Raw genomic sequence first — 23,920 nt, 5'->3', positions numbered from 1 at the left:
GCAGGGAACCGCAAGAGAAAGGATATATGCAGGGAGAGGAAAAGGAGGAACAGGTGCAGGACAGGGAAGACCTGCTGCATCTGCGAGCAAAGCTTCTGGAACAGATAGAGCAGTCTACCAGGCTGCTGGCTGAGGTGGACAGGTCTCTACAGGCAACTTCAGTTCCTGCGAGGAAACAGCGTCCAGATTATCCTGCAGCCCCAGCAGTAAGTGGCAGGGCGGCAACCGGCATCTCCAAGCTTGACGATCTCCTGCGGGGCGGATATCCAGTTCCGTCAAATATTGTCCTGAACGGTCCACCCTTCAGTTCCAAGGAGATATTTGCGTCACAATTCATAACCGAATCCATTGCGGAAAATTATCCAATCATAGTTCTCACACTGGACAGGGAACCATCATCCATAATGTCCGCCCTTGGGGATTCAGCAATGATTGATCAGTGGCAGAAGTCAGGAATCCTCACAGTTATTGATGCATATTCCCGGTTTGTGCAGGTTGAGCCCATGGATGCTTCGGCAATAGTCATAGACGGGAGCTCAAACATCAGCAATTTCATGAAGAGCATAGACTCGGTGTGCAGCCGGATCATGGCACAGGCAGGGAAGTACAGGATGGTTGTTTACTCCCTGACCGGCCTCATGACGCAAACTGATGAGAAAACATTCATAAGATCCCTTCAGCACATTTCCCAGAGAAGAAAAGCAGAAGGATCGGTTTCCCTGTATCTCCTGGAGGACGGCATCTTCGAGAGGAAAATATACGAGAACGTCAATTATTTCATGGATATTTCACTGGAGTTCCGCACCGAGGCTACCACTGAATATCTCAGGGTTCGGGGTCTCCCGTCGGCAAGGACAAGGGAATGGGTCGAAATAATCAGGAACGAAGGATCTGTGGATCTGGGCTCATTTGACCTGAAAAGGGTAAGATAATCACAATTTATTTTTCAGTAAAGCGCCACAGCCAGTATTATGACCGCCATGAACGCCACTATCATGTACACCATGTACCATGCTATGGAGCTGTTCATGAATTTCCTTGTTGCTATCATGCACATTCTCCTGTAACCTCTTCCAAGGGAGTTCATTGCGAACCAGAAGACATCTATTACGGAAACAGGCTGGTTGTCATTTCCCATTCTGGTTCTGAGCACCCTGCGCAGCATGAGCCTTATGTTGTTGGCATAGGCAAACGAAGTATATTCGCTGGAGACTGATCTGCCGCTGTTCCATACCTCCGCTGTCCTGGTCTTTGGTTTCCTGAAAACGGCATAGGCTGCAAGCGAGAATACTGTTATGAGTGCTATGACATAGTCCGGTGACAGCAGCCCGAAATCCGCAGCGGAAAACCTGGATTCTATGGTGAACCCGTTGAATACAAGCACAGACGGTATGCCTCCCCTGAATACTGCTGGAACCAGCAGCACAGAAATGACAAAAAGTACCAGTATTGTGGCACCCACACTGAATACAGTCACTGTCTCAACCCTGCTGGCATGTCCTTTCCTGGCCCGGAACAGTGCTGAAAATGACAGTATCTTCATCATGGCGCCAGTGGCCATGCCTTCCGAAATTGCAATAACAGACCCCACTATTATGGCTATGATGCCAATATATCCGCCAAGATACGCCTGCATGAAGAAGGATTCAAGAAGCATCCATACTGCAAGCCCCCCAATGGCAGGGAACAATCCGGACAGGGACATAGTTGAAAGCAGGGTTCCCACACGCATCCACCTGTCCTCCGGTGCCCTGGCCTCCCCGAAATACTCGCCTCTGGTGCTCCCAATGGAAAGGAAAAGGCCAGTCTTTGACACTGCGTGGGACAGCGCGAAGATGATTATGGTAACCAGTTCAAACTCACGAAGGATGCTGTTCCCGGATACAAGGTAGAGGCCGAAGGCTGCAAGAATGGCTGCCTGGTTCTCTATGGTGCTGAAGCCCCCAAGCATCTTCATGTTCTCGGATATGTAGGCATAGATGGATGCAAACAGGATTGAGATGCTTCCTATGATCAGGAAGAGGATTCCTATGTAAACCAGTGCAGGACCTGCTGCACTCAGGAATATCATCCTGGTTATGAGGAAGACACCCATGAGCGTCATTGTTGCACTGAATACGGCCGATGCATTTGCGGGAGCATTCCCATGGGCTATGGGGAGCCACTCGCTGATCATGAATGGTGACATGCCCATCTTTATGAGCGCGCCGAATGAAATGAGAAGGAGCGGGACAAATGTGGCCAAATGGATGAAGCCAAAGGAGGAATTCCCTGATGCCACGAATGATGACACTGCGCCGGCAATGATCAGGACAGTGCTGAATTCACTGAATGTCATGAATGTGAACGCCGGCCCCTTCTGCGACCTGTTCAGGGCAACTATGGCATATGAGGGCACAGACATTATCTCCCAGCCAGCTATAAGTGCAGGATAATTGTTTGACACCAGTATGATGGACATTCCCAGAACTGTGAGTGACATCAGGGAAGCCAGCCATCTGCCGTACTTCTCCCCGTAAGATAATGAATAGATTCCGGCAAATACCCAGACAATTCCAGCTATGATGGAGTAATAGGAAAGATAATTCCCGTATACAAACTGGGTGGCAGCGAATACAATGGATGAAGCAGTCAGCATGAGGTACGAGGCTTTCCTGTTGAATATCCCCAGGAGGGCTGCAATACCGAATAGCACTACTCCAAGGTAAGGAAGCATTTTCAGTGCACCTCCGTACTTTCCCGTCCTGAATCCGTGTGGCCGTTGATGCCGCCTCTTGCAGCGTTGAGAGCAGCCAGCACTGTGTAGGGGGAAGGAGGGCAGCCGGCAATTTCCACATGATATTTCTCCCTGTCCAGCGGGGCATCCCCAACAATGCCACCCGTTACTGCACAGGCTCCCAGGGCTATCACAAGCCTGGGTTCTGGCATAGCCTCATAGGCCCTGTCCAGCGCCTCTTTCATTCCAGGCGTCATGACCCCCATTACGACAATTGCATCTGCATGCCGCGGCGTGTTCACCATGAATATGCCAAGTCGATTTGCATCATACTGTGGGGAAAATATGCTGAGAAACTCCATGTTGCATGAACCGCAGGCACCGGAATCCAGGGGGAAGACATGAAAGGACTTCCTGAACATTGCCTCAGCCTTCTTCACCGTGAATATGCCCTGTTCTCCCGTGGGCTGGTAATCTGGCAGGCACCGGCGGCAGAATATGCATTTCTCCATGATCCAGCCCTCCGGTGTTATTGCATCAACGGGGCAGTTGCCTGCATCAATTCCGGAGAGGCGTGACGGCCACAGCGGCGCGGCAGCAGGATCAGCGGAAGGATACCTTTCGGTCTTTATTCCCTTTTTCACGCCATTGAGGAACCATATGCTGCTCACTGCATCACCACCGCAAGTTCAGATATCCAGATGCCAAAGCTCTCCCAGTTGAAGTGGTAATCAGTGAAGATATTGCCTGCCATGGATTTCCTGAAGGCATCAATATTCAGCAGCGATGGAGAGGACATCTGAATATCATCAATCCTGCCGTCACTGATCTTGACGTAGTAGAACAGATCCCCCTGCGGGCTCTCAATCCTGGCTGCGCCTTCACCATTCATTCCAGCAGTATCGGCCTCCGTGGAATTTTCGCTGTTCTCCAGGGCCTCCAGGATCATGTCAGCGGAGGCAAGTATCTCCTGGCTTCTCACATAGAAACGCCCGAATGCATCTGGCTCATCGAATATGAAGGGTCTGAAGCCAAGTTTCCTGTATGGGATCAGTGTTTCGTCCAGCCTGGCATCCACGTTCATGCCGGCAGCCCTTGCCGCTGGCCCAAGCAGGCTGCCTTCACTGATGTTTCCGTTGTTCTGCAGTCGGTTAAGGAATATCTTGGACTGCAGCAGCGCATGGAAAATCTCCTGGAATTCTTTCCTTACGCCACCGATTCGGGTTTCGATCCCTGATTTGCTGATCTGGCAGCCTCCTACGGATGAAGCTGAAAAGAAATATCTGTGCCCTGAAAGCCGCGATATGATCCTTGCCACATTCTCCCTGAGGTATGCAATCTGGTTCTGTGGAACGCCAAAACCGGCAGGTTCACATACACGTTTCACAACCTCCAGGTTGCTTCTTATCCTCTCAAGTTCAAGCATTATGAGCCTTGAATACTGAACCCCCTCAGGCACGTCTATATCCAGTGCATCCTCCACTGCCATCTCGAATGCCACAGCATTTGAGGCCGCATGAAATCCGTTGATACGCTCCACCATCAGGAGAGCGTCACGCGGTGTGAGCCCCTTCACTTTCAGTTTCCTGGTCTTCACGTAGGGGTCAACCTCAATATGCTTGATGACTTCGCCGGGGGTATGCATGTCAAAGGCCACAGATTCCATAAGGCCTCCCGTTGCCGGGCCGTATGCAAACGTTAACTCTCCCGGGAGGTTCTGGTATGTTTCTGCAGGTATTTCATGCCTCTGTTCTGATATGACCTGTTCATACACGGAATACTTTTCCGTATTTCCCACGAATCTGCCCTGGGGACTATCGAATCTATAATATCTCAATGTACACCACCAGATAGAAAATTCCAATGAAAAGCGGCAGGACAGCAGAAAGCATGGAAAGTGCCGGCATGAGCCGGTCCTTCTCCACGTTGGGCTGGTTTCCGCTGAATATCATCCCGGTCACGTTATAGTTCATTGATATGAAGGCAGCGGCCAGGAATATGATCACTATGATGAACTGCGCATACATGTGCAGTGAGAGTATATCTGCAAGGATCAGGAACTCTCCAAAGAACGTCCCGAAGGGTGGCGCACCTGTCACAGCCAGTGACGACATCAGCAGGGAAGCGGACGTGTAGGGCATTGAAGTGCCCATTCCACTGATCTCTGCAATTTTCTTCTTTCCCGTGAACCTGAGCACATTTCCCGATGAATAGAAAGCCCCTGCCTTTCCGAAGCTGTGAGAAAGCAGTAGCAGCAGGGCTCCGGTAATTCCAAGCGGTCCCCCGGCAGCGATCCCTAGAAGTGCAAGATTCATGTTCTCCATGGTTGAATATGCGAACATCCTCTTGTACCTGACCTGGTAACCCAGGAATATTGATGCAGCCACTATGGATATGACGGCAAACCAGACATACAGGTCCCTCACCGGCTCGATTTCGTATACTCTGTAAAGCACGTAGAGTGCTGTTGGCAGCAGTACCCCCGAGAACATGGCACTCACAGGGGAAGGTGCCTCGCTGTGAGCATCTGGAAGCCACGTATGGACAGGGAAGACGCCAACTTTCGTGCCGAAGCCTATGAGTGCCAGCGAAACAGCAAGGACCATTATCCTGGAATGCACGTGTGAGGATATGGCAGCTGAAACGGAAAGGGTGCCCAGAGTATAATATATGAGAATTATTGAGATGAAAGCAAATGTTACTCCTGCTGAAACTATCACTATATATCTCCACGTTGCCTCAAGGGAAGTTTCTGTTTTCTCCGTGATGAGAAGGAGAGCAGATGAGATTGTGGTGGCCTCTATGCCGACCCACATCAGTCCATAGTTGTTTACCTCCAGTGAGAAAAGCATTGAAACAGTGAAGAGGTTCAGGAGAAGGTAGTAGGTCGGTTCGCTGATGCCCATCACCTCCACGCCCTTCAGGTATCTCGTGGAATATACTGTTGACAGCAGATATACTGCCAGAACCATTACTATGAAGACCATGGTGGAATTCTGGATGAAGAAAAAACCCACCTGGGGGCGGATGAAATACATTATGCCCGCAATGGCCAGATCAACTGCACCCCCAATGATGGAAGCCTGCTTTATGCCGGTGCGGTACAGGATGCCGGCAGCTCCCGGTATCAGTATGATAAGCACTGCAAGCAACTGGCCCAGAATCATCCTCTCAGCTCCTCCACAGGCTCGTGGGTGAATTTCTCCAGTACAACTATCGATGATATGACCACAAGGGCAAGCACATCAAGGAACACGCTGGCCTCAATTATGATTGGTATGGGAAGAAGGAACATTGCGAATAGAACCAGGGAATTCTCCTCCTCAACGTAGCCTATTATCTGGGTGAATGTGGTCCTGCGCGAGGCTATGAGAAAGAGCCCCTGGAAGAAGAGAGTGAGTGGGAAAACAAGCACAGCTGAATTTCCGGAATTCCCAAGGAACGAATGCAGGACTATTCCGGAGAATGCTATGGAGTATATTATGAACACAGATATTACGATGAATATGAGGTCAAGCAGGAACAGGTAGGAGAGGCTCACCTTCCTCTCATACAGGTAAACCTTCTGCTTCGGTATTCTTTTCTGGAGGAAGTAATTGACAAGAAACGCCCTGAGGACTATTATGAGCGCACCCAGGATGAAGAAATCATAGGACCTCTCCTGCCAGCCTATTATGAATGCAACAACTGCTATGAGCACGGACTGGACGGACTGTCCCCTTATCATTGAAACGATGAATTCCTGGCCCTGGATGTAAAATGCTGAAATCGCAATCAGGCTGGAGATAAGGTAAACCACAGTGTCGATGCTGTTCATGGTATCACCTCAGCAAAGATGAGGAAAAGTATGGAAAATGTGAAGGCGGTGGCAAGGTAGTCCATGACCCTGAAGAGCCTCAGCTTTGCCAGCGTCGTTTCCACCACAAGGACAATCAGTATGAGGAGCATCCATTTTGCAATCATGACCGGAATGTCAAGCAGGAAATACGGTGATGAGGAGAACAGTCCCCATGGCACAAGGAAAACATTCAGGAGGACGGAACCCAGCAGGTATTGCTTGATGTATGACGACCACCTGTTTATGGCCAGGAGCTTTCCACTGTATTCATAATTCAGCCCCTCATCTATCATTCCAAGCTCCTGCACACCTGAGCTTTCCAGTGGTATCTTCCCGGTTTCGTAGAAGAAGAGCATGAAGAATGCCAGTGTTGAGAATATATGTGCAAGGGATAGATTCTCAAGGGAATGGGATACAAGGAACGCATTTGTTGTATACGGGTTATTTGTTGCAGTCAGGAGTGACACGGCAATGAAAACCGTTATGAGGGTGCCTTCCGAGAGGAAATTGAATGACATGGATCTGGAGACGCCAAGGGCCACATAATTGCTCCCGGAGTTCATGGCCGCCGCAGTCTTGAGGAAAGCTGCAAGCGAGAAAAGTATGGCACCGCTGAGAAAATCACCGGAGGCAGTGAAATATATGGGTACGGGAATAAGTACGGGTATTATGAGCGCAATGAGAGAATAAATGCCGAAGAGGACATAGGGAATATATCTGAAGAATACACCTGAACCCACAGGAATTATGGTAACTTTCCGGAAAAGTTTCCAGAGATCATAGTAAGGCTGGAATATACTGGAACCTCTTCTTGATTCAACCATGCCCTTGAGCTTGGCAAGTATTCCTGCGTATAATGGGGCACTGAGAACAACAAAGAAGTACTGAGTTAAGGTCTCTGCCAGTGTGATCATGTCCATGTTTAACCACCAGTTTCAAGCAGGCGTCATCAGCCAGCTTCAGCCGGCGGTTTGAATTAGTGGAAACGCCATTCCACGGACCTCAGGATATTTTGATGATTTATTTAAATCCATCTTCAGGCGCATAAAAAGGTACCACTCAGTCTGCCCGTCGTTCATCACATATCAGACAAGGCTGAATTCATCACAGTGGCAGACTATGATCATGGAAGACTATTTCTTAATTTCCATCTGGTCATTCGCACAATGGTGCATTGCCCTGCGGATGGCGATGATCATAATGCGGGTGTCAGAAGGTATTCATCAGGCAAAAAATCAGGCCGCATCTAACACGGCAATTGCGTTAAATTTTTATCCGTACAGTGATGTACTGATTCCACCAGGGGGCTGTGGGGTAGCTTGGTATCCTACGGGCTTTGGGAGCCTGAGACTCCGGTCCAAATCCGGGCAGCCCCATGTGATCCAGGTCCGGATTCGTCCATTTGCACGGATTCGATCATTTTTTCACTTCCCTGAAATATCTCCCCAATGCGGGATCTGACCACCTCCGCAACTTCATGCTGAGACACATGGGTGTACCTCTGTGTCGTCCGGAGTGATCTGTGCCCCAGATGGATTTGGACCATGCGGATATCCATGGGTTTTGCTCTCAGGTAGCCCTTCAACAGGGCCGTGGCCGTAAATGCTCTCGCTTACGTTTCCCTGTTTCCGACTTCCGTCTACTATGCAATCAAGGGCATATTGAAACCTGTGTTCCCGGTTACGGGCGAGAGAAAGGCAAAACGATCCATAAAACTGGAACTTGCAGGAGATATGGCCATGGGAATATTCCTCGTCACAACCGGAGGATTCAGCATCCTTGGTGTGGTTTGCCTGCTGACAGGCATACTGTTCTGGGTATATAACTGAACTTAACGGGAATACACCATCTGGCAAAGACTAACTTTTCTGAAGCAAATGTTATTATAAAAAGTGATTTTCCAATATTATATGGTGCATTTTGAATATTTAAAGGAGGAAGAATTCCCTGAATACTGGAGATATTCCATAGAATCTGGAATGCATGACATGCAGAAGGCGGGTTTCTTTGGCAGGGACATGACCTATGAAGAGGCGGAGAAACAGCTCAGAAAGTATCTCCCCGATGGGTTGAAGACAACAGGGCATCATATAATGCATATCCTGAACAATGATGGTGTTGTAGGCAACATCTGGTTCGAGATTAGAAGCAAAAGCGTTAGGGAAGCCTATCTTTGGGACATCATAATTTTTAAGGAGCACCGGGGGAAGGGATATGGAAGGCAGTCAATGAATGAGCTTGAATCATTCGTAAAAAAGGAAGGTGTGAAGCAGATCTCACTTAACGTATTTCCTTACAACACGGTGGCCAGGAATCTTTATCAGACATCAGGTTACAAGGAAGCTGCCATTACAATGTTGAAGGATCTTTAGCAGCCATCAGTTATATTTTTTGAAATCCAGAGTCATTTTTACAGTTTATTCAGCTGAGTTGAATGGGACAATGTTCTCTAGGTCGCTGATGTTTATCCTGAGGCAGGAGTATTTGTCCGTTCTTACTGTGATCGTTGCGCCATCAAAATTCAGGAATTCAGCCTGGAACGGTTCATCCAGGGATACCTGAGAGGGTTCAAAGGTATTGCACCTTTCGCCATATGCTGTAAGAATATCACCATATCTGGTGCTCAGCGGGTAAACTGCAATTTTCTGGCCCGGGATGAGACCCCTTACGATTCTCTCCAGCCTGTCATCCATTCTGTCACGGCTATGAACTCCAACACTTAAAGATTATCGGACGGTTATAATTTCATCCATCAGTCCGCGGCAATATATTCAGTTATTCTGTCATTATGGCATTCCGCTTGTTTCTGAAATGCGATATTGTACATCATTTAATGGCGGAAACACCTGCGGGAAGCCAACGTTTCACGTGAACAGAAAAATTCCGCGATGGCATTCCCAGTATAAAGGTAACCTGCGTGCAATTTGCACTGTGGAAAATGCTTAATAATTCCCGGTGACAACTTCCCACGTGGAAAGGGAGGTTATCCTGAAAATCAAGAAGCTCAGGGAAGGGCAGAATATTGCAATATATCCTTTCAGCAGGGACTTCGGAGATCCGTTCACTGCTGTCGGATATCCATGCCCTGGCCAGGGCCCTGATCTCCCCATGGAACTGAGAGAGCCTTTTAAGGCCGTATTTCTCTCTTATTCTGGCACAGTTCTAATGATACGGACCGATAGAGGTCAGTATTTGCTGATTGAGGCTGAATTAATCAGGGATGTTGAAACCATATAGTGAACAAATAGATCAGAGGTCTCATGTCCTAGCTCTACTAGAAACTGCAAGATTCTATTCTATCTTTCTGACGAATATACTGCCATTATCTTCATAAAATCCCACGATGTCTTCCTCTTTGAGCCCAAGCTTTTCACGGATTGTCTTAGGCAACGTTATCCTCAAAGAAGATCCTCTCTTTGACACATGTGATACATCTAGCAATTGTGGCATTTATGGGTATACTAGGTATAGATTAAAAAGTTGATTTTGTTGTATTTTTAAGAAATCACGGCAAATATTTAAATTAGTTTAAAAAGAATGCGTTTCTAGAGTAGAAGTAAATGATACAACTGTATAAGTATTCCTTTAAGTTCATTCTTTATTTAAACAGCTCTAAAGATGACATCCTCTTCGATATAGACTTCTCAAATCCTAGAAAACATAATGGAAGAAAAGGGGCTTATGTTACACCTGATAAACTTAATAGCAATTTTTATGTAAGATACAAATTATCTCTGACTTACGTTCCAAATTACGTAAGTGAACTGGATCAGAAATTATTGATGCCGCTAATAAAAAATGAACAGCTGCGTGTTCTAAATAATAAACAGCAAGACATAACTCCATCATTTATAACAAATCAAGACAACTTTGACAGAGTATGGCCTTCATTCGGCTCTTACGGTGGAGCAAGAGAGGCTTTTTTGTGCTTCGATCAAAACATCAAACTAGGTTTCGGAAAAATCAATAGTTTTTCTATTCCGGGAAATATGGATTTTTACCACTCTGACGATGATGAGAATATTGCTCTCGATTTAATTGGTTTATTAGTAGAGATTGCAGAACTTTATCCTCATGGCGAAAATTATCCCGGAAGAGAGAATGGACAAGTAAAGAGAGCTGGAAAAAATATGTCTATAAATGTAACATACAGTGGGCATATAAATATAACGGCTTCAATAGCTTACAACGATTCTACCCACTCTGCCTACTTGAAATGTTGGTTAAATGTATGGGCTGATTTTCAAACTTCCATGAAGAGAGAAATATATTTTTCTCAATCTGCCGAATATCTCTTTGAAAAAATAGGCTTAAATGAGCTTTGCCAGCAAAAAAATTTGGCTAGGAATTTGTTCTTTCCCCTGTTCGAGGAATTGAAATCCTATATTCCGCGAATCAATGCCCATTTAAGTTCCATATACGAAGTGAAACTCACTTAACGCTTTTCTTGCAGCTATGCTAAAGTAGATTTGAGTTGTTAGTAAATATTTCTCCTTGTTGTAATCTGAGACCATTCGACTCGAGCAATTTTTTATTGTACCCCAGTTTTATGAAATGAAAGACCTTGAAGCATGATCTTAATAATATCAAGCAGTTGTCGACTACTCAGTGGTTTGGACACATTATAACACATTTGGCCAACCTTGATTTTTCTTATTAGAATCTTCATATCGAATGAAATCATCAACGAGTCTTGATATCCTTACTAGACGTAGTAACCCACTTTTAATATCGCACTTTGGAATCAAGAGTTTCGTTGGATGCATAACCTTTGGCCTCATAGAAACAATATCCGCCAGAGTTTTATCCGGGAGAGTTTCTCTGTGTTTGTTTCTGATATACTGTAAGGCAGATTCCTTCTTAAAAACTGTAATGAGGTCATCTATACTTGCCACAGCCAGTGTACTTTCATCCTTTTCTTTCGACCGCTTTGTTAACACCGTGGTTCTCTTTTGATCAAGAGACTTCATCCAATTAATGCTAATTTTTCTATATTTTGTCACAAACGTTTTGCTAATATTTTCTTTTAACCATTGTTCTAGGAATAGAATAATTACATAATTATAGATATAAACACTCCTTCTGTTAAAATCGGCGTAAGTCATTATCCCCAGCTCTTCATCATCATTTTTTACCAAGTAGGCATTAGACGATCCAGTTTTTTCAAAATCGACATAAATTCTTTCTACTATGCTTCTCACACTTTCTTCTGCCGATAAAGTATAGTTCTCGAATTTTTTAGTCATATGCTTACGCCGAGATATATTATCCCTGTTAGCTTCCAATTGCTCCCTTGGAATAAAACCCATTAACCTATCACCGTCATTTACGATGATGTTGTCGTAATCACCATTCCCCGGAGAAGCCTCGTACAATGCGTCATTTACTTCCCTTATGGAACTATCAAAGGTAACTGCACACAGTGAGTTCTTGTTTGTAGCCAAGTTTTTTGCTTTAAATATTTCATTATTTAGAAGTTCGATAAACACAACTTGGAAATAAATAGGAACACTTAAATTTAATTACCCTACATTTGTTCGGCATAGATTTTCCCAAACGCCTATACAGGTATTATCTCTTATTACCTGAACTCTTTCACATTAACCCATATTTTTTAATCAGCTGAACCCGTGATTTATGGGATCGGATAGGATGTTGTCATTTTTTATTTCAATCCATCCTTATTCTTCCAACCCTTTATTACGGCCATTTTCAGTGGAAACATGTAAATAGTAATAACACATGTGATTAACACATATGTCCATGATCCATAGTGCCCCGGATGCAGTTAAGGATACATACCTTAAGATGAAAAGCGAACAGGGAAAGAAACTTGAACTTAAGGTAATAGGAGGAAACTATTACCTGTATGTTGCAAAGGGCATATGGGACAAAAAGAAAAAGAAGCCTGTGAAGAAGACCATACTCCTCGGTTCCATTGATGAGAATGGAACTTACAGGGAGAAGAGGCCAAAGAGGATATTCTCATCCTCCATGGTGTATGAATACGGAAACTCACAGCTTGTGTGGAATCTTGCACAGGACATGTATACGATCATGGAGAAGCATCCTTACCGGGATCAGATCATTGCAATGGCAATGATCAAGGCCATTGATCCCATGCCCCTGAGGCTTGTTGCATCAAGATTCCAGAAGCTGTATATATCCAGATCGCTGAAGCCCAATCTGGATCCTGACGAACTGTCAAGAATTCTTGGATATGTTGGGAATCATTTCCCGGATCTGTACGAAATGTTCAGGAAACTCATGGAACCCGGCGGTTTGCTTTTTTATGATATGACATCCATCATATCATACTCAAAGAACCTCAAGCTTGCGGAGAAGGGATACAATCCTGGTCATGAATATGAGAATCAGGTCACAGTAATAATGGCATTCTCCGTGAAGTCTTGGATACCGGTGGCAGTGGATGTGTTCTACGGTTCAGTAAAGGATGTCAAGTCGCTTGGATATTTCATCGACCGTTTTCATGACCATGAAATAGGGTTCATCATGGATCGGGGCTTATTCTCAGAATCCATGGTTAAGGATCTGAGAAGGATGAAGATGCACTACATTGTCCCATTGAGAAGGAATTCCACCCTCGTTCCCGATAAGGTGAAATTTGATTCAGCGTTCATATACAACGGAAGGCCAATACAATCCTCAAGAAGATCCTCAAGACTGGGATATGTGTACATGTTCCAGGATCCAATGATGAGGGCGGAGGAGGAATCATCAATACTGAAGGATGTTGCATCCTCCAGGAAAGACATGGAATACTTTGAGGATAAGAAGAACCGTCTGGGTGTTTTTGCAATAATATCCGATCTTGATCGAAATCCATCAGAAATATATGAACAGTACAAGTCAAGGGAGGAGGTGGAACAGGTCTTCGACACAATGAAAGGTGATCTTGAATCGGACAAGACATACCTCGGGGATAATGAGAAAGTGAAAGGATTCTTCTTCATTGTCTTTCTTGCACTGAGAATAAGATTCAAAATACTGAAGGTGCTGAAGGATCACAACTTACTGGGAAAGATGTCTGTAAACGAGATAATCTTTGAACTGTCAAAGATGGAGAGGATTGTTGAAAAGAGCGGTGCAGAATACTTTGCAGCGGTTCCAAAAAAGGTTGAGAAGATTGTTGATCTGTTCAAGGACATGATACCTATGGGTTAAATTAGGGGGAGTTCAGGTTATTATACAAAAGTGATTGCGATCGCCTCTTTAAAAATTTATCAATTTTAACTGCAGAGTACATTTTCGAAATAAATTATTCAATCTACCTAACAATCTTGGTTTAAGCCTTTGTCCAGCGTTCTCAGGTCTTTATCGATCTCACTCTAAGAGTTACCATAAAAGTGAAATCAATAGGGTATATCAGAAATTTTAATGGAAAAACAGCAAAGATCAATTTCCTCGAGGTTAATGATGTTGTAGCTACAAGAAAGAATGATACAGGTAAATTTGGTATCTATCTTTTTATGAATCTATACGTTTATACATCCGATTAAAATGATAAAACCATCTGAGGACCAGGTCAAAGAAGCAGCCAAGATTCTTAGTGACATTTACGGAAATATTGATGAAACCAGAAGGCTAGAGATGAACAAAAATAAAGCATCTGTGATAGGTGATTATGCCCCAATATTCAGTATAGACAGAATAGATTCCCTTCAGTACGAAAAACTTGAGGAATTTGCTCAGTTTGAATATAATTGTCACTGGAAAGGTATATTTAGGCACTCTAATCAAGTTAAGGAAAATTTTGATAAAAACAGAGAAGCTTTAAAGATACTAGTAGATCCGAAAGTAGGGCCGATTGGAGAGCGTCTTTCGAAAGCCTATCAGTTATCAAAAGGCTTGGGACCTGCATTAATGACAGCGATTTTGTTGATCGAATTCCCCGAAAGTTGTGGAGTCCTTAATGGTATTTCATACTCAGCTCTCAAGGACTTGAAATTGGTAACATTTTCAGATTCTACCTATGGATATATAAAGAATTACAGTGTAGCGAATGAGGTTATCCTTAAATTAAAAGATTTTACGAAACTTGATCTCTGGACGCTTGACTGGATGTTTTATGAGTACGAAAAAAATATGGGAAAAGATCCAGAACCGGAACCGGAGTACCATAAATGGTACGTAGAAAAAACCAATGAAAGCAACCACAGATTACCAACAGGTCCAAACTCAGATATTGGTAAATTGCTATTTAGCCCAAAGACAGATAGTTCTGGTAGGGAAATATATCGTAACATGGAATTAATCTCCTCAGGGGACTATATCATCCACCTTGTAATGGATAATGGAAACTCTATAATGGGTGTATCGGTGGCCAAAGAAAGTGCAAAGTCTTTTGCTATACCCCCCGGGACATCAAAGACCAGTGAGGGCTTCATGGTGGAACTGGAAGGGTTCAGGCAACTATCTTCACCCCTTGAATGGTCGGAGATTCGTAAAAACGAAGAAAAAAGCTTACTGAATTTGCTGGAAGCTGCTTCAGGTCTTTTTTATGATAAAGACTTAGATTTACACCAGGGGGCTTATATCACTGCTGCACCTAAAGAACTGGTCTCTATAATTAACAGGGTGTATAATTCAAAAACCAATGAGAATTTGCCTTATTTCGAATCGACTGCCCAAACAACGTCCGTAGTCAATACACAATCACCTCCAGATAAAGATACTTGTGGAGACATACCTAAGAATATAATACTCCACGGCCCAGTCGGCACGGGAAAGACATTTTATGCAAAACTCTTGGCCCGAGGATTAGCACACAATAAAATTAGGGGCATTGGAGACATTGAAAAATTGTTAAGAGGAGATCAGGAGAAAGTCCAATCTCTTTCCGTATTAGATATGGGGAAGGAAATTAGAACTGTTACATTCCACCAGTCATACGGCTATGAAGACTTTATTGGTGGTATTAAAGCTACAACAGGAGAAGGCAAAGGTATTGAGTACAAAGTTGTGCCAGGCATATTCAAGACACTATGTGACGAAGCAAGAAAAGACCTTAACAAATCATATGTTATGATTATAGACGAAATAAACAGGGGAGACATCTCAAGAATATTTGGAGAGTTAATTACCCTGATTGAGGATGATAAAAGATCCAATGAAGAATCAAAAGGTATGGCAATAAATCTCCCTAACTTTGATGAGGAGTTTTCCGTTCCAGAGAATGTATACATTATTGGAACTATGAATGATTCAGATAGAAGCATTGCTTTACTGGATGTAGCATTAAGGAGAAGATTTTTATTTTTCTTGGTTCCTCCGAGTGATGAAATTATTAAAAGGTGGTTAAATAACAACCAATTTACGAGCGACCAGAATTTTCAAGATACAGTCATAGGTCTATTCAAGATGCTTAACCAAAAGATATTAGAAACCAAGGGCGAAGATTTTTTGATCGGCCACGCTTTCTTCAAAGATATTAAGGATTCTACTGCAGATCCATACGAGGCCCTTCGCCAAACATTCATGTATAAGATAATTCCACTTCTCAAGGAGATGTATTATGGCAGAGATGAGATCCTTTACGAAACAGTTTTGAATAAAAAATTCTTCTCAAAGAAGGGAAACGGAGGAAACACATTTTACGATCCCATGGACACTTCACTATACAGCGCTGAAGGCTTCAAATCAGAGATCAAAGATTTGGTAGGTAACACTATTGACCGGTCCTAAGTATACTAAACTGGTTGCCGAATATGGCCGTATCACAGACGGGCAACTGTTAAGGGAGCTAACCAGTTTGTACATGAAGGATGAGAAAATGTCCAAATTCCTCAAAGTGCAAAATTCGGCTGCCTATTTCAAGCATTATGTTGGTACGGTTCAAACGGAACACTTTACCGTTTCCATTTTCCCGAAAGTATGGGCAAAGTCCGATTTGATTCAAAACGATACTATAAAAAATCTTCTGAGGATACTTCTTTACACATACCTTACTTCATCTCTTTTTAAGCCGGAAACTATGATTTCTCCCCAGTATGAGAAGAACGATTTGTTTGAGTTGCTCATATTGTTCTATTCTAAAACGTTGGAAAAGGAACTGAACCAGGGGATGTTTCGGCGATACGTACGAAGAGATGAGGAGAGTAGGTATCTCAGAGGAAAACTGATTTTGGAGAAACAGTTAAACCGCCCGGATAAATCCGTCTTTGATATTACCGACTTCAGATTTTCAGCCGATAACGAGATGAACAGATACTTTGCCTATGCTACCAACCTGTTTTCAACCTTTACGCAGGACTTGAGGAATCTTGATTTGCTTACATCCATCGAACTGTTGTTTCAATCTGAGCTTATTGCGAATCACACTTTGCCAATGAATGTCAGCTTCAATCGTCTTAACGACAGATTCCAGATACCGTATAATTACGCAGACCTGATAATAAAACATTTGAGACCAGAGCCTGGCAATGGTAAACGGGCAATGATGATGCTATTCGATATGAACACGGTATTTCAGGAATTCTTTATTAAATTCATTAAGAAAAACAAGTCCGTTATTTTTCAAGATTGGGAAGTAATGATATGCTCTCAGTACAAGCATAGGAATTTTATTTTCAACCAGTCAAGGGCCTTAAGGTATACAATACCTGATTTGTGGATAGAAGTGAAGAAAGAAAATGTCATCAAAAGATTCATACTTGACATGAAGTATAAGATAATGCGTGATATAGAAATTGAAGAGACGTCTGAAGACTCTGATGACGATATCTTCAGGATAACTCAATCAGACCTGTATCAGATGTTCACCTACTCCAACCTTTATGAAGCGGACGGAACTATCCTGGTATTCCCCGGCAATAAAAACCAAATTGGAGGGCCTTACAATTTCAAAAAAGATGGAGCTATGCTTTGGGTCTGCATGCTGCGCTTAGATTTCAGCAAAGACACCTGGGAGAAGGATCTTGCAGAAGAATTCAGAGAAAAAGTATTCAACGAGATCGCCAGAACTATATTTTAAATGATTTTGAGCAGTTTCTCAGTCTCATCTCCTGTTAGGCGTTTGTTAGTCTGGAAATATGGTAAACCGGCATCGTCAAACGAAACCGGGTTTATGGGAGTGAAACCGGAAAGGATAATGCAAGTTATGGCATAGTCCTGATTTGCTGATTTGTCATCAAGAACCTCCGATATGCGCTGAATCATGGCAAATAGCCCTAGAGCCCCGTTGCCTATGCCATACCTGTCCCAGGCATCCTTTATTGTGACTCCACTTTCAACGCGGTTCACTCTAGCCATACCGATAAAACGTCTGTTATTCTTCATGAAGAATATCTCCCCTGGAAACAGGTTGATTTTTCTGTCTGTAATCCAGAAGTTAATCTCATCCGTGATACCGGAATTCTTAATGTTTCCAAACCAGGCGAGGTCCGTGATAGTATCCCGAATTTTGTGTAAGAGAGTCTAGCACTATCCTAGATCATGAGAGAAATTTCATGAAAAATGAAAGGATGCCTCCAGGAGCGACCCAGGAGGCAATAAACAATGGAAGAACTTGATAAAAAGATATCTGAGATTGTAAGATCGACAGTGAAGGAGTTCATGGAATCTCTCCTGAAGGGAGAGATTCAGGCCTTCCTTGAGGAAAAGGAAGGCCAGAGAAATGGATATTACGAGAGGGACATAGGGACAAGATATGGGAAAATAAATGAACTCAGAGTTCCAAGAGACAGGGACAATGAATTCCAGACCGCCCTATTTGACAGGTATCAGAGGAATGTTGGAATTGACGATCTTGTTGTTTCCATGTACTCAAAGGGCATTTCAACAAGGAAGATGGCTGAAATCCTGGAAGAACTGTTTCACAACAGGTATAGTAAATCCACAATATCAAGGATCACAGACATCACTGTTCCTGAAATAAGTAAATGGACCTCCAGAGCATTGGAGAAGAGATACATTGCAATATTCATGGATGCAATGTTCTTCTCCCTCAGGAGAGAGACAGTCCAGAAGGAATGTGTCATTTTCGCGATGGGCATCAGGGAATCCGGGAATTATGAAATACTGGGATTCTACATGAATCCTGTAGAAAATCATGTTGCATACAGGAATGTTCTCATGGACCTGCATGAAAGAGGAGTGGAAGAACCATTGCTATTCATAGCAGATGGCCTTCCGGGAATAGAGGAGGAGATCAGGCAATTATATCCAAGAGCTGATTTCCAGTTGTGTACCATACATGCATCAAGGAATTTTGAATCCCATGTACGTGTGCAGGACAGGAATGAGATTGATTCGGATCTCAAGGGAATATTCCTCTCCCGATCAAGGGAGGAAGCATTAAACCAATTCACGGAGTTCAAGAATAAATGGTCCTCAAGGTATCCTAGACCAATATACAATATGGAGAAGAATCTAGGCATATTGTTGAGGTACCATGATTATCCCGAATCCATAAGGAGATCCATACATTCAACAAATCTGATAGAACGCATGAACAAGGAAATACGGCGCAGAATAAAGATAATAGATTCTCTGCCATCAGAGGAGAGCGCCATGAAGATCATCTATCTCAGATCGGCTGAGATAAATGAGGCATGGTCACAGAGATCTCTGAGAGGATTCTATAAATGCAAGGACGAGATCGGGGAAATGTTCCAGAAGAGGTATCCTTTATAAGTACACAACTTTCGGGACGCTATGGGTCCGTATGATAAGCAAAACTCTCTGACATCAAAAGAAGTTAACGCTCGATCATAAATTAATTTTGCAATATTTTGATAATGTCCGATTTTACCCAGATAATGGTGAAAAATGATGTATTTCATAGCCTTTTCACTTTTATTTTCTCGTGAATTATCATCGCCTACGATGTCCCGTCAAGAAATCTTTCCGCTACAGGGTTGTAGCATATTTAAGTGAGGTGGGTCTTAACCCTCACCCTCTTCATTATTCCATAATATTTTTCCTTCCTTAAATTTATTAGTCTGGAAAGTTTTGTCCATTGAACGTTTATGAAGGACTCTGACTTTGAGGGCAAACTTAAGGAAGCGGCAGAAAATGCCACATGTGAGCTGAGGAAAATAGTTAAAAAGAGACATGAAGATAACAAGAATGATGAGAATATATATCCATTTGAGTCAACCTTCACTGCTTTAGTTTTTCATCATCTTTTGGAAAAAAACTTAAAAGTAGAAAATCTGGAGGTAGAATCATCCTATCCGGATGGGCGAAAGAGGATGGATATCCGCTATTACGATGATCAGAATAAAGAGGAATATTGCATCGAGATTAAGACTGTGCTCTCTCTGACTAAGAAGGGTATGCTTCGAAAGATAAGAGACGGTCTGAATGGAATAAATGAAGATATTTCGAGACTAAAGAAACTTGGGGGAAGTCGGAGGAAAATTATGTTGGTTGCATACCTTGGACTTGAAGATATAGATACTCAAAGTTTTGAAAAGTGGGAGCATCAGGTTGGAGAAGCAGGAGAGGTTTTTCTTAAGTTCTTTTAATGCCATCATATCAGAAGAACCACCTCTTGAATAGACAAATAGTAATGCTTGGAATTTTTACAGAACCAGTAAATATTCTAGAGGCAACGACTAAAGTTCTAATGACTGCTCCTTTCTTTGTTCTCATAGAGAGCTTATCCCCAGCCGGTGTTCAGAATCTTTATATGCCAGTCATGTCATGATTACTTGAACAGAAATGGCTGAAGAAAAGAAGCGTTCATCAAACGTCCAGAGGTCGGCTGCCCTCAATCCAACGTCAAGGGATTCAACAGCCAATGCCAACAACAGGAGCAACCAGATGAACCCTAACAATCCGGCCTACAGATCTTCAAGGAAGGGGAGAAAGTAATTTTCACCCTGCCATTTTTAAAGGGCTTTTCTTAATATGTCAAAATTTACATTTTGTCATGTTATGATTCAGTGGACTTTTCTATATTTATATACTCTAACCTCTGAGTCGGGTTCTCTCCCAGGTTACCATATGAACAAACCTATTTAAAGACTGAAATATTGTCATGTTATGTCTCTTCCAATACCCAAGAGCATGATGATCCAGTCCTCAGGAAGGCGACCCTCGATCGATTTCTTTTCAGATGAGGAGGTACAGCAGATCTTCAACGAGATTGCCGAAAAGATCAATGCTGACATAAGGAGGGCTGACAGGCATAAACGGTATTACCTCCTCGTCAACTTTCTATACAGGACTGGTGGTAGGATAGATGAGATCCTCATCCTCAGGCCATTAGACATCAATCTGGCCACAAATTCGGTCAGGATGCAGACACTCAAGCAGGGAAAGGACAGGAATGGGATTCAGAAAGAAAAGTACAGGATTATACCACTACATGCTGATCTGAGGGATGCCTATATGGAATATCTCCTGGATATGAACATTTCAACTAAATCTGAGGATATACTGTTTCCCATGTCAAGGCAGGTTGTTGATCTGTATTTCAAAAAAATTCAGGAGAAACTTGGTTTCAGGATTCATGCACACAAGTTCAGGCATACATTTGCTGTAAAGGCCATAATGGACAATGTCCCGTTGAATGTCCTGCAGCAGTGGCTGGGGCATTCTTCAATATTCACAACAAGCATCTACACACAGATAACCGGAATGGACACGTCGCAGTTCATGGAGAGGGTGAGATGAGGAAGTGGGTGGAGGGACGGAACTGGCAATTTCAAATATCAAAAATCTGTTTGAAAGGTAAAGAATCAAGTCAAATTTACTAGTTATATTATTATTTTAACAAGTTAGTAGCGGCTGAAGGTAAAATTATTTCAGTCATCAGATAGGTATATTGAAATGATACATAGAATAGTATCCTGCCAATGTTGACCTTGGATGAATACTCCATGCACAAATGAATCCATTTAGTGGAATCTTTTCAAAAAATGTCCGCTATCGAAATAAGGAGCAAATGCCTTGAGAAAATTAGGAGGTGATAAAGAATGAGTTCCAGGACCCCCAATGACCAAAAGTCAAATGTTCACAACCCCACTAGCTCTGATTACAAGGCAATGAACGACAACAGGTCAAACCAGATGAACCAGAAAGACCAGGCATATTACAAATCTAGGGGAAAGTAGATTTATCGACTTAAGGAAGGTTCATAACCCTTCCTCATTTTTTAGTATGGTGGAAGACAGAATTAGAGAAGAACTGAGGCAGAAAATTACTTTTGGCATAAACAGAACAGCAATTCTTTACAACCAGCAACGTTTGACTGACCCAGAAAAGTATGATTTCCAGTACCAGTGGGATCACCTATGGTTCCAAATCCGTCGGACTCGGGATCCGGGCTTTTTCCGTAAAATTTTCCAAATGTCACATGGAAGCTCAAATTTTCAAAGCAACAGATCATTTGTAATGAAGATCATACTGCGAGATCTCTGCTTAGGGCGTTTTAATACCCAGCAATTATCTGGTGAAACAGAACTGGAATCTTTCCATAAAAAAAACAAGACCGGCAACTATGAACCGAGGCATGTTAGACGAAGGCTGAACGATGAAATGAAAGATCTGGTGCTTAAAATAGGAAGAATAGGCCAAGATAAGAGAGCAGTAAGTTACAGCACTGCATTTAGTTTGGACCAAGTGAAACAAGAACCATTGCTTGACGAAGCGGGGAAAATGTGGGAAGAAGAAGTGCAACAAGCATTGAAAAGCAACCAGCAAGTTTTAAACGAATTCAAGGCGATCATGGTTAAAGAGATATTTCATGAAAGATGGCTTGATCTAATTGAGTTGCGGGAGAGTATGCTTACAACTTTGGGAACTCTTGACGATGAAGTAAGAATAAGCCCGTATTTTAAGGCCTTACATCTAGAAGTCTCTGAGTTCTCTCCTTATTTTATCAACTTGTGCAACCATTTAAACTCCACCTGTGAGATCTTCTGGTTCATGAAGAAAAAAGAGGAAAGTCGAGCTAATCTGCTGCAATCACCTCAGGTGCTGAAAGTTTACGATAACGACATTGACAAAACACTTTCTGCTATGCAATCAATAGGGTGGGACTCACAACACATTGTGAGTCGCCTGATGAGTACTCCAGATGCCCTAATCTCATCTGGATTTCTCGGTCAAGCGCTGAAACTATCTAAGGAACTGGTGGTGCTGAGCATGGGGACAGAAATATGGGGCGAAACATGTCTGGAACTTATATCCATGCTCAGAAACCAGAAATATTATGGAGAAATGCTTGAGCTATCTACTTCCATAATGAAGAATGTTGGTCAAGTTAAAGATCAATTTTTATCGGCTTTGCTTAGAATCAGGCATGCTGAAGCTCTAGGTCTGAATGGAAAACATAGCTTGGCTGTAAATGAACTGGAAAAAATATTTAGCGCTAGGAATCAGTTTACAGGAAACTATGTTCCATATGGCAGCATAGTCTTCCAAACTTTTAGATATGTGTTGACCGAGAAAGAGCCGTCCCCTAATGAAGGATCGGTGTCAGTCAAGATTTCAGTATTAGAAAATCTTTCTTTTGCAGCTTATAGGATAAGTGAATATTGCCTTGCGATGAAATATCTGGAAGAACTCCTTTACGGCGAAGCGGATTATTTTAAGCGAGATGATACGCTCGACTCATATTTGAGTTTGTCTAAGATTTACAACGAAATGATTTTTAAGTGTAATTCAAAGAAATACTTCTAAAAGAAAAATGGCAACCCCCTAAGAATTAAAACAGCTTTTAATCGATCCCTAAGCATGACGATCTGGTAGGCTGCGTGATGCCGGCATTGTACAGTCAATATCTATCGGCGTGGGATGAGGAGCTAAAAGCGAAGCTCAATTAGTACAATGAAGACGGCCTTAGATCACTGATGCATTTTATGGATTGTATCCTCGCTGGTGTCGCATCAATGGGCAACAGTCAATGAACACATATCCGTCAGAGTAAAGAAAATGCAAGTTGGCAGGTATATGTGAAGTCAGTGTACCTGCCGGAGCGGCCAGCGCCAAAAGTCAAATTTATCAGCAGTTTGAGCGGAGCTAGGAACTTTGGTGACAAAAAGTCACTGTACTTCAAAGGGCCCCAGTCTAAAATTTAAAGCGGATCAAGGCCATATCTTCTGACTATCCACGGCTATGCATGATTTTGAATGATATCATGGAGAGTCCACATTCAATGCCAAACTTCAATTGAGGGTGGGCAGTCGGATTTAATCAGGTATGCAGGTTCCGGATTTTGCCAGGAGTCCCTGCGGGCTTCATTGTTTAAAATTTTCCCAGGTATTCGCCTTATTTATTGTCATTACGGAAAAATCCGCCCCGTCAGTAAGGACAGCATGAAACGAACCACCTTCAATGAAACAAAATATATAGTTCACTGGCTATACTTACCGTGTCAACAGTGGTGTTGTTAT

Annotated in this window: 24 protein-coding genes, 1 tRNA gene and 1 riboswitch; of the genes, 15 read left to right on the top strand and 10 right to left on the bottom strand. The window is 43.0% G+C overall.

What is annotated here, in order from left to right:
* Nucleotides 1-26 precede the first annotated feature (26 nt).
* Nucleotides 27-932: an RAD55 family ATPase gene (locus tag RE469_04485; GenBank protein WMT45455.1), complete on the top strand. Its 906-nt coding sequence runs from the start codon at nucleotides 27-29 to the stop codon at nucleotides 930-932.
* 14 nt (nucleotides 933-946) lie between these two features.
* Here RE469_04485 and RE469_04480 read toward each other — a convergent pair whose 3' ends face one another.
* The 6 genes from RE469_04480 to RE469_04455 are packed head-to-tail and all read right to left on the bottom strand — an operon-like array spanning nucleotide 947 to nucleotide 7,474.
* Nucleotides 947-2,716, bottom strand: coding sequence for a proton-conducting transporter membrane subunit (locus RE469_04480; GenBank protein WMT45454.1), 1,770 nt, complete (start codon nucleotides 2,714-2,716; stop codon nucleotides 947-949).
* A gap of 2 nt (nucleotides 2,717-2,718) precedes the next feature.
* Nucleotides 2,719-3,387, bottom strand: a complete 669-nt coding sequence (locus tag RE469_04475) for an NADH-quinone oxidoreductase subunit B family protein (GenBank protein ID WMT45453.1) — start codon at nucleotides 3,385-3,387, stop codon at nucleotides 2,719-2,721.
* Nucleotides 3,384-4,553: a Ni,Fe-hydrogenase III large subunit gene (locus RE469_04470; GenBank protein ID WMT45452.1), complete on the bottom strand. Its 1,170-nt coding sequence runs from the start codon at nucleotides 4,551-4,553 to the stop codon at nucleotides 3,384-3,386. Before RE469_04470 ends, RE469_04475 begins: the two co-directional genes overlap by 4 nt.
* Nucleotides 4,540-5,883 (bottom strand): hydrogenase 4 subunit F, encoded by a 1,344-nt coding sequence (locus tag RE469_04465; GenBank protein ID WMT45451.1) that lies wholly within the window; start codon nucleotides 5,881-5,883, stop codon nucleotides 4,540-4,542. Before RE469_04465 ends, RE469_04470 begins: the two co-directional genes overlap by 14 nt.
* Nucleotides 5,880-6,533 carry a hypothetical protein gene (locus RE469_04460; protein ID WMT45450.1) on the bottom strand — a complete coding sequence of 218 codons (654 nt, stop codon included), beginning with the start codon at nucleotides 6,531-6,533 and terminating at the stop codon, nucleotides 5,880-5,882. The genes RE469_04465 and RE469_04460 overlap by 4 nt, the downstream gene beginning before the upstream one ends.
* Nucleotides 6,530-7,474 carry a respiratory chain complex I subunit 1 family protein gene (locus tag RE469_04455; protein ID WMT45449.1) on the bottom strand — a complete coding sequence of 315 codons (945 nt, stop codon included), beginning with the start codon at nucleotides 7,472-7,474 and terminating at the stop codon, nucleotides 6,530-6,532. Before RE469_04455 ends, RE469_04460 begins: the two co-directional genes overlap by 4 nt.
* Nucleotides 7,475-7,487: 13 nt before the next feature.
* Nucleotides 7,488-7,559, bottom strand: a riboswitch (Fluoride riboswitch).
* Nucleotides 7,560-7,857: 298 nt separating this feature from the next.
* Between RE469_04455 and RE469_04450 the strand changes: the two genes are divergently transcribed.
* From RE469_04450 to RE469_04440, 3 genes are all read left to right on the top strand, one after another.
* Nucleotides 7,858-7,930 (top strand) — tRNA-Pro (locus tag RE469_04450).
* A 216-nt stretch (nucleotides 7,931-8,146) separates the two neighbouring features.
* Complete coding sequence (locus RE469_04445; protein WMT45448.1) at nucleotides 8,147-8,383, top strand: hypothetical protein; 237 nt, start codon at nucleotides 8,147-8,149, stop codon at nucleotides 8,381-8,383.
* Between the two features lie 81 nt (nucleotides 8,384-8,464).
* A complete protein-coding gene (locus RE469_04440; GenBank protein ID WMT45447.1) occupies nucleotides 8,465-8,926 on the top strand; it encodes a GNAT family N-acetyltransferase in 462 nt (153 codons plus the stop codon).
* Between the two features lie 45 nt (nucleotides 8,927-8,971).
* On the opposite strand, the gene RE469_04435 is transcribed toward RE469_04440, so the two are convergent.
* Nucleotides 8,972-9,247: a hypothetical protein gene (locus RE469_04435; protein ID WMT45446.1), complete on the bottom strand. Its 276-nt coding sequence runs from the start codon at nucleotides 9,245-9,247 to the stop codon at nucleotides 8,972-8,974.
* A gap of 277 nt (nucleotides 9,248-9,524) precedes the next feature.
* Between RE469_04435 and RE469_04430 the strand changes: the two genes are divergently transcribed.
* Nucleotides 9,525-9,791 carry a hypothetical protein gene (locus RE469_04430; protein ID WMT45445.1) on the top strand — a complete coding sequence of 89 codons (267 nt, stop codon included), beginning with the start codon at nucleotides 9,525-9,527 and terminating at the stop codon, nucleotides 9,789-9,791.
* A gap of 54 nt (nucleotides 9,792-9,845) precedes the next feature.
* Here the strand turns inward: RE469_04430 and RE469_04425 are convergent, their stop codons facing one another.
* A complete protein-coding gene (locus tag RE469_04425; GenBank protein ID WMT45444.1) occupies nucleotides 9,846-10,004 on the bottom strand; it encodes an AbrB/MazE/SpoVT family DNA-binding domain-containing protein in 159 nt (52 codons plus the stop codon).
* Between the two features lie 110 nt (nucleotides 10,005-10,114).
* On the opposite strand from RE469_04425, the gene RE469_04420 reads away from it, so the two are divergent.
* Nucleotides 10,115-10,993 (top strand): hypothetical protein, encoded by an 879-nt coding sequence (locus tag RE469_04420; GenBank protein ID WMT45443.1) that lies wholly within the window; start codon nucleotides 10,115-10,117, stop codon nucleotides 10,991-10,993.
* Between the two features lie 183 nt (nucleotides 10,994-11,176).
* Here the strand turns inward: RE469_04420 and RE469_04415 are convergent, their stop codons facing one another.
* Nucleotides 11,177-12,043, bottom strand: coding sequence for a hypothetical protein (locus tag RE469_04415; GenBank protein WMT45442.1), 867 nt, complete (start codon nucleotides 12,041-12,043; stop codon nucleotides 11,177-11,179).
* Between the two features lie 268 nt (nucleotides 12,044-12,311).
* Between RE469_04415 and RE469_04410 the strand changes: the two genes are divergently transcribed.
* The 3 genes from RE469_04410 (at nucleotide 12,312) to RE469_04400 (ending at nucleotide 17,547) form a co-directional block, all read left to right on the top strand.
* Nucleotides 12,312-13,739: a transposase gene (locus RE469_04410; GenBank protein ID WMT45441.1), complete on the top strand. Its 1,428-nt coding sequence runs from the start codon at nucleotides 12,312-12,314 to the stop codon at nucleotides 13,737-13,739.
* Between the two features lie 336 nt (nucleotides 13,740-14,075).
* Entirely contained in the window at nucleotides 14,076-16,259 is a 2,184-nt protein-coding gene (locus tag RE469_04405) for an AAA family ATPase (protein ID WMT45440.1), read from the top strand.
* Nucleotides 16,246-17,547, top strand: coding sequence for a nuclease domain-containing protein (locus RE469_04400; GenBank protein ID WMT45439.1), 1,302 nt, complete (start codon nucleotides 16,246-16,248; stop codon nucleotides 17,545-17,547). The genes RE469_04405 and RE469_04400 overlap by 14 nt, the downstream gene beginning before the upstream one ends.
* Here RE469_04400 and RE469_04395 read toward each other — a convergent pair.
* Nucleotides 17,544-17,852 carry a hypothetical protein gene (locus RE469_04395; GenBank protein WMT45438.1) on the bottom strand — a complete coding sequence of 103 codons (309 nt, stop codon included), beginning with the start codon at nucleotides 17,850-17,852 and terminating at the stop codon, nucleotides 17,544-17,546. The two genes, RE469_04400 and RE469_04395, sit on opposite strands and share 4 nt — an antisense overlap.
* Before the next feature lie 219 nt (nucleotides 17,853-18,071).
* Between RE469_04395 and RE469_04390 the strand changes: the two genes are divergently transcribed.
* The 6 genes from RE469_04390 to RE469_04365 all read left to right on the top strand — a co-directional run bounded on the left by RE469_04390 (nucleotide 18,072) and on the right by RE469_04365 (nucleotide 23,207).
* Nucleotides 18,072-19,208: an IS256 family transposase gene (locus RE469_04390; GenBank protein ID WMT45437.1), complete on the top strand. Its 1,137-nt coding sequence runs from the start codon at nucleotides 18,072-18,074 to the stop codon at nucleotides 19,206-19,208.
* Between the two features lie 335 nt (nucleotides 19,209-19,543).
* On the top strand, nucleotides 19,544-20,044 hold the full coding sequence (locus RE469_04385) for a hypothetical protein (protein WMT45436.1): 501 nt from the start codon (nucleotides 19,544-19,546) through the stop codon (nucleotides 20,042-20,044).
* 196 nt (nucleotides 20,045-20,240) lie between these two features.
* Nucleotides 20,241-20,393: a hypothetical protein gene (locus RE469_04380; GenBank protein WMT45435.1), complete on the top strand. Its 153-nt coding sequence runs from the start codon at nucleotides 20,241-20,243 to the stop codon at nucleotides 20,391-20,393.
* Nucleotides 20,394-20,564: 171 nt separating this feature from the next.
* Nucleotides 20,565-21,197 (top strand): site-specific integrase, encoded by a 633-nt coding sequence (locus tag RE469_04375; protein WMT45434.1) that lies wholly within the window; start codon nucleotides 20,565-20,567, stop codon nucleotides 21,195-21,197.
* A gap of 302 nt (nucleotides 21,198-21,499) precedes the next feature.
* Nucleotides 21,500-21,637 carry a hypothetical protein gene (locus RE469_04370; GenBank protein ID WMT45433.1) on the top strand — a complete coding sequence of 46 codons (138 nt, stop codon included), beginning with the start codon at nucleotides 21,500-21,502 and terminating at the stop codon, nucleotides 21,635-21,637.
* A gap of 46 nt (nucleotides 21,638-21,683) precedes the next feature.
* Nucleotides 21,684-23,207: a hypothetical protein gene (locus tag RE469_04365; protein WMT45432.1), complete on the top strand. Its 1,524-nt coding sequence runs from the start codon at nucleotides 21,684-21,686 to the stop codon at nucleotides 23,205-23,207.
* Nucleotides 23,208-23,920: the final 713 nt, after the last annotated feature.

It is taken from the genome of Cuniculiplasma divulgatum (assembly GCA_031200235.1).
Classification (GTDB): Archaea; Thermoplasmatota; Thermoplasmata; order Thermoplasmatales; family Thermoplasmataceae; genus UBA509.
This window is presented reverse-complemented; position numbering and strand designations above follow the sequence as displayed.

What these genes read in the sequence shown, in the direction of transcription:
- RE469_04435 (WMT45446.1), bottom strand. Translation starts at nt 9,247, where the DNA reads ATGGATGACAGGCTGGAGAGAATCGTAAGGGGTCTCATCCCGGGCCAG.
- RE469_04425 (WMT45444.1), bottom strand. Translation starts at nt 10,004, where the DNA reads ATGCCACAATTGCTAGATGTATCACATGTGTCAAAGAGAGGATCTTCT.
- RE469_04385 (WMT45436.1), top strand. Translation starts at nt 19,544, where the DNA reads ATGAAGGACTCTGACTTTGAGGGCAAACTTAAGGAAGCGGCAGAAAAT.
- RE469_04455 (WMT45449.1), bottom strand. Translation starts at nt 7,474, where the DNA reads ATGGACATGATCACACTGGCAGAGACCTTAACTCAGTACTTCTTTGTT.
- RE469_04375 (WMT45434.1), top strand. Translation starts at nt 20,565, where the DNA reads ATGTCTCTTCCAATACCCAAGAGCATGATGATCCAGTCCTCAGGAAGG.
- RE469_04440 (WMT45447.1), top strand. Translation starts at nt 8,465, where the DNA reads ATGGTGCATTTTGAATATTTAAAGGAGGAAGAATTCCCTGAATACTGG.
- RE469_04405 (WMT45440.1), top strand. Translation starts at nt 14,076, where the DNA reads ATGATAAAACCATCTGAGGACCAGGTCAAAGAAGCAGCCAAGATTCTT.
- RE469_04420 (WMT45443.1), top strand. Translation starts at nt 10,115, where the DNA reads ATGATACAACTGTATAAGTATTCCTTTAAGTTCATTCTTTATTTAAAC.
- RE469_04410 (WMT45441.1), top strand. Translation starts at nt 12,312, where the DNA reads ATGTCCATGATCCATAGTGCCCCGGATGCAGTTAAGGATACATACCTT.
- RE469_04380 (WMT45435.1), top strand. Translation starts at nt 20,241, where the DNA reads ATGGCTGAAGAAAAGAAGCGTTCATCAAACGTCCAGAGGTCGGCTGCC.
- RE469_04390 (WMT45437.1), top strand. Translation starts at nt 18,072, where the DNA reads ATGGAAGAACTTGATAAAAAGATATCTGAGATTGTAAGATCGACAGTG.
- RE469_04395 (WMT45438.1), bottom strand. Translation starts at nt 17,852, where the DNA reads ATGAAGAATAACAGACGTTTTATCGGTATGGCTAGAGTGAACCGCGTT.
- RE469_04365 (WMT45432.1), top strand. Translation starts at nt 21,684, where the DNA reads ATGGTGGAAGACAGAATTAGAGAAGAACTGAGGCAGAAAATTACTTTT.
- RE469_04465 (WMT45451.1), bottom strand. Translation starts at nt 5,883, where the DNA reads ATGATTCTGGGCCAGTTGCTTGCAGTGCTTATCATACTGATACCGGGA.
- RE469_04460 (WMT45450.1), bottom strand. Translation starts at nt 6,533, where the DNA reads ATGAACAGCATCGACACTGTGGTTTACCTTATCTCCAGCCTGATTGCG.
- RE469_04370 (WMT45433.1), top strand. Translation starts at nt 21,500, where the DNA reads ATGAGTTCCAGGACCCCCAATGACCAAAAGTCAAATGTTCACAACCCC.
- RE469_04485 (WMT45455.1), top strand. Translation starts at nt 27, where the DNA reads ATGCAGGGAGAGGAAAAGGAGGAACAGGTGCAGGACAGGGAAGACCTG.
- RE469_04480 (WMT45454.1), bottom strand. Translation starts at nt 2,716, where the DNA reads ATGCTTCCTTACCTTGGAGTAGTGCTATTCGGTATTGCAGCCCTCCTG.